General features: G+C 67.1%; 5 protein-coding genes and 1 pseudogene. 2 read left to right on the top strand and 4 right to left on the bottom strand.

Annotation, left to right across the window (positions count from 1 at the left end):
* The 4 genes and pseudogenes from ACRDUX_RS31625 to ACRDUX_RS31610 all read right to left on the bottom strand — a co-directional run.
* Positions 1 to 140: pseudogene (locus ACRDUX_RS31625) on the bottom strand (amidase); the annotation flags it as partial.
* An 18-nt stretch (positions 141 to 158) separates the two neighbouring features.
* On the bottom strand, positions 159 to 980 hold the full coding sequence (locus ACRDUX_RS31620; RefSeq protein ID WP_526419923.1) for a helix-turn-helix domain-containing protein: 822 nt from the start codon (positions 978 to 980) through the stop codon (positions 159 to 161).
* Positions 981 to 1,001: 21 nt separating this feature from the next.
* Positions 1,002 to 1,907: an SDR family NAD(P)-dependent oxidoreductase gene (locus ACRDUX_RS31615; RefSeq protein WP_526419921.1), complete on the bottom strand. Its 906-nt coding sequence runs from the start codon at positions 1,905 to 1,907 to the stop codon at positions 1,002 to 1,004.
* Positions 1,904 to 2,518, bottom strand: coding sequence for a TetR/AcrR family transcriptional regulator (locus tag ACRDUX_RS31610; RefSeq protein ID WP_526419919.1), 615 nt, complete (start codon positions 2,516 to 2,518; stop codon positions 1,904 to 1,906). Before ACRDUX_RS31610 ends, ACRDUX_RS31615 begins: the two co-directional genes overlap by 4 nt.
* 102 nt (positions 2,519 to 2,620) lie before the next feature.
* Between ACRDUX_RS31610 and ACRDUX_RS31605 the strand changes: the two genes are divergently transcribed.
* Both ACRDUX_RS31605 and ACRDUX_RS31600 read left to right on the top strand, forming a co-directional pair.
* The gene (locus ACRDUX_RS31605; RefSeq protein WP_526419917.1) at positions 2,621 to 3,088 is read left to right on the top strand and encodes a VOC family protein; all 468 of its coding nucleotides are present in this window, start codon (positions 2,621 to 2,623) and stop codon (positions 3,086 to 3,088) included.
* A 22-nt stretch (positions 3,089 to 3,110) separates the two neighbouring features.
* Positions 3,111 to 3,536: an HIT family protein gene (locus ACRDUX_RS31600; protein ID WP_526419915.1), complete on the top strand. Its 426-nt coding sequence runs from the start codon at positions 3,111 to 3,113 to the stop codon at positions 3,534 to 3,536.
* Positions 3,537 to 3,546 lie beyond the last annotated feature (10 nt).

The following is a 3,546-nucleotide window of genomic DNA, read 5'->3' as shown; positions in this document are numbered from 1 at the left end:
CGGTACGAACGCAATTCGCGGTCCAACCGGGCGATTCTGTCGAGATAGACGTCCAACAGGGCGGGCGCGGTGACAGTGCCTGCAGCGAGCAGGCGGGCTTGTTCGGCCGCACCGGCGTATGCGAGATCGCGAGGGTCCACGGGCCTGAGCGTAATGAGTCAGCCGTGTCTCGCGGCGTAATCCCCCGGCGTGCACCCGAGCATCGAGCGGAAGTCGTTGGTGAAGTGAGCCTGGTCGTACCAACCAAGGCGGACGGCCAGGTCCGCGAAGTCGACCGAGGCGTCGGTCTCGATCTCCAGGGCGGCATGTTGCAGCCGGTAGCGGCACAACACCCACTTCATCGGAACGCCGACGTAGCGGCGGAAAACCCGTTGTGTGGTGCGTGCGCTCCATGGCGACAGGGCCACGACCTGCTCTACCCGATGGAGCCGATCGTCCTCGCGAATGCGGTCCAGCAGTGTCGTCAACGCGAGATAGGTGGGGTCGGCCTTACCGTCGTGTGCGGCAATGGCTCCATCGAGGCGGGTCGCCGCGGCGCCGATGTCGTCGTCGAGAGCCAGTGGGCCGCCGAACAACTCGTCGTCCAATGGGGTGACCGTTCCGGTGAGCGAACTCGCGTCACGACCGAAGCGGGCGGCGAATCCGCCTGCCCTGAAGCGCGCGCCGACCACCGACCCGCGCCCGGAGAGCGTAGTGGTGAACACCCGCTCGACGACCCCGTGGACGAGGGTGTTGGGCAGCGGGTGGCCGTGGCGCGGCGAGTCGGTGCCCCACTCGTGGGTGAGGTGCATGGCTGGGAAGGCGATGACGGTGTTCACAGAAGAGGAGGCAGAAGGTTGACCGCTCAGATCCCAGTCGACGGACCAGAAGTGCTCGACCCACTCGGCCGACTCATCGGATGGGGCCCACCGGTCGAGGTCGAACACCGACGTGGTGGCCGGCCGGCCGACGATGCCGAGTTCTGGCGCGTTCTTCGCCATGCGCCAACCCTACGAAACGCCTCAAGCGGTCACCCGATCGACCAACCGCTCGCTGGTCTCCCACAGATCGGTGGCCAGGGCCTGGTCGTAGGAGTCGACCGACGAGCGGATGGGCTTGGTTCCCTCGAAGTACGTGCCGGTGACGCCGTCGAACTTGGGATCGCCCGCCAGGGCGGCGAGTCGATTGCCGGAGGCGCGGGTGCTGTTGACGTTGGGAAGCACCCGCAGGAGGGGAAAGACGTAGTGCCAGGCGAACTTCTGGAGCGGCGAGTAGTCCCGCGCGAGCCCCGACCCCGGCATCAGGCCTGGATCGAAGGCGGTGACCGTCACGCCGTCCGCCCCTTGCCCAAGCCTGCGGTCCAACTCGTAGGCGAAGAGCAGGTTGCAGAGTTTGGACGTGGTGTACCTACGGCGGCCTTCCTCGGACGCCCCGGCCGGCGGATGCGCCAGCTCTTCGGCCGACGTGTATCGCGGGTCCGGCATGCCGGTGAACTTGGCGGGGTCGTGGGTTCCGCTGCTGACGACCACGACGCGTGCGGGCCGATCGAGGCGTGCGACGAGTCCCTGCAGCAGGGCGAAGTGGCCGAGGTGATTCACGCCGAATGTCATCTCGACGCCATCGTCGGTGAGCTTGGTGCCGTCCGGTACCTGAAGGCCCGCGTTGCACACGACGGCGCTCAGCGGCGGTAGCCCCGCATCGTCCAGGCGCCCACTGAACGCGCGGACCGACCGGATCGACGCGAGGTCCAGCGGCAGAACCGTGCACCGTTGCGGCGCACCGAGTTCGGCGACGGCGGCTGCCCCGCGGGCCGGATCGCGGACAGCGAGCACCACGTGCCACGTGTCGTCGCTCGCCAACAGGCTCCGCGCGCATTCGAGGCCGAGGCCGGCGTTGGCTCCCGTGATGACTGCGGTTCTCTTGGTCATTGTTCCTCCAGAAGGATCGGCAGAAGGGCGGAGACGGCCTGGAACAGCCGCCGGTACATCCGTTCGACGTCGGTCGTGTCGGGTTCGAGGTGGTCGGCGATGAACACGCCGTCCGATAGCGCCACGGCCATGGCGGTGAGTTCGTCGACGACGCGGTCCGACTTGGCCGTGGGCGTACCCGTGGGTACGAGCGCCGCGATGGCGTCGCGGAATCCGGCGATGGCGGTGTCCCGAACCCGTCGCACCAGCGTCGCGACGGCCGGGTCGACGCTGCTCTCGAGCGACAGGAGGTAGAACAGCCTCAGGAAGTCGGGGTGCTGCGCCAGAAGTCGAGCGGTCCCGGCGAACCGATCCTCGACACCGGCCTCACCGCGTTGCGGGATCGCGGCGAAGAACCGACTCGCGCCGCGCTCCATCACCGCGGCCAGCACGCCCTCCTTGGATCCGAAGTGCCAGTAGATGGAACTGGCAGGCAGGCCGCAAGCCTTGCGGATGTCGCTGATCGAGGTGGCCGCATAGCCGGACGTACCCATCAGGCGTTCGGTCGAATCCAGGATGAGCTCGCGGGAGTTGTCACCCTGAATCTGCTTCCGGCTTCGAGCCTGCGTCACCTGATCTCCACATCTGTAAGGATCGTTACAGACAAAGTATCACGGAGCCGCGTGCCGCGTTTTTCCAAGACCCGTGCGCCTGCCGCCGAAAGAGTGGCGGCCATGAATGCGAACCCAATTCCGGAGGGCTACACCAGCCTCACCCCGTTTCTCGTCGTCGACGGCGCCGCCGCAGCCATCGAGTTCTACGTCTCGGTCTTCGGCGCCACGCTGGTGGAGAAGATGGTGGGCTCGAACGGCCTGATCGCCCATGCCGAACTCGACTTCGGCAACGGTCGCCTGCAGTTGTCCGACCCGAACTCCGACTACGGACTCGAGGCGGTGCAAAGCAGCGAATCCGTCACCCACTCGATGGTGCTGTACTGCCTCGACACCGACGCCGTGGTGGCCAGCGCCAAGGAGGCGGGCGCCACCATCCGCGAGGCGCTCCAGACGTTCGTCACCGGTGACCGGTTCGCCTCCATCGTCGACCCGTTCGGCCAGCGCTGGGCCGTCATGACGCGCGTCGAGGAGGTCGACGCCGAGGAACGTGACCGCCGCCTGGCCGAGTGGGCAACGCAGAACGTCTAGGCCGGCCTATTACGGTGGCCTCATGTCATGCGTGTTCTGCGCCATCGTTGCCGGCGAGGCTCCAGCCATCCGCATCTACGAGGACGACGGCTATCTGGCCATCCTCGACATCAGACCGATCGTGCGCGGCCACGTCCTCGTCGTCCCCAAGGCGCACACCGTCGACCTGACCGATACGCCACCCGCGACGCTCGCCGACCTGATGCTGATCGGCCAGCGGATTGCCAGGGCGGCGAGGACATCCGAGCTGCATGCCGACGGCAACAACATCGTCGTCAACGATGGGAAGGCCGCATTTCAGAGCGTCTTCCACGTCCACCTGCACGTGGCCCCGCGCAAGTCCGGCGACAAACTGTCCTTCGCCAAGGGCCTCGTGGTGCGCCGCGATCCCGACCGCGAGGCGACCGGGCGCATCCTTCGCGAGGCGCTGGCCGAACTCGGCTCCTAGAGACCGAGGA

The organism is Mycobacterium sp., assembly GCF_050701675.1.
Lineage (GTDB): Bacteria > Actinomycetota > Actinomycetes > Mycobacteriales > Mycobacteriaceae > Mycobacterium.
Note: the sequence above shows the minus strand (reverse complement) of the source record. Positions and strands in the feature narration are given on the sequence as shown.

Excerpts from the sequence above, each read along its gene's own strand:
- ACRDUX_RS31620 (WP_526419923.1), bottom strand. The coding sequence starts at position 980 with ATGGCGAAGAACGCGCCAGAACTCGGCATCGTCGGCCGGCCGGCCACC.
- ACRDUX_RS31615 (WP_526419921.1), bottom strand. The coding sequence starts at position 1,907 with ATGACCAAGAGAACCGCAGTCATCACGGGAGCCAACGCCGGCCTCGGC.
- ACRDUX_RS31605 (WP_526419917.1), top strand. The coding sequence starts at position 2,621 with ATGAATGCGAACCCAATTCCGGAGGGCTACACCAGCCTCACCCCGTTT.
- ACRDUX_RS31600 (WP_526419915.1), top strand. The coding sequence starts at position 3,111 with ATGTCATGCGTGTTCTGCGCCATCGTTGCCGGCGAGGCTCCAGCCATC.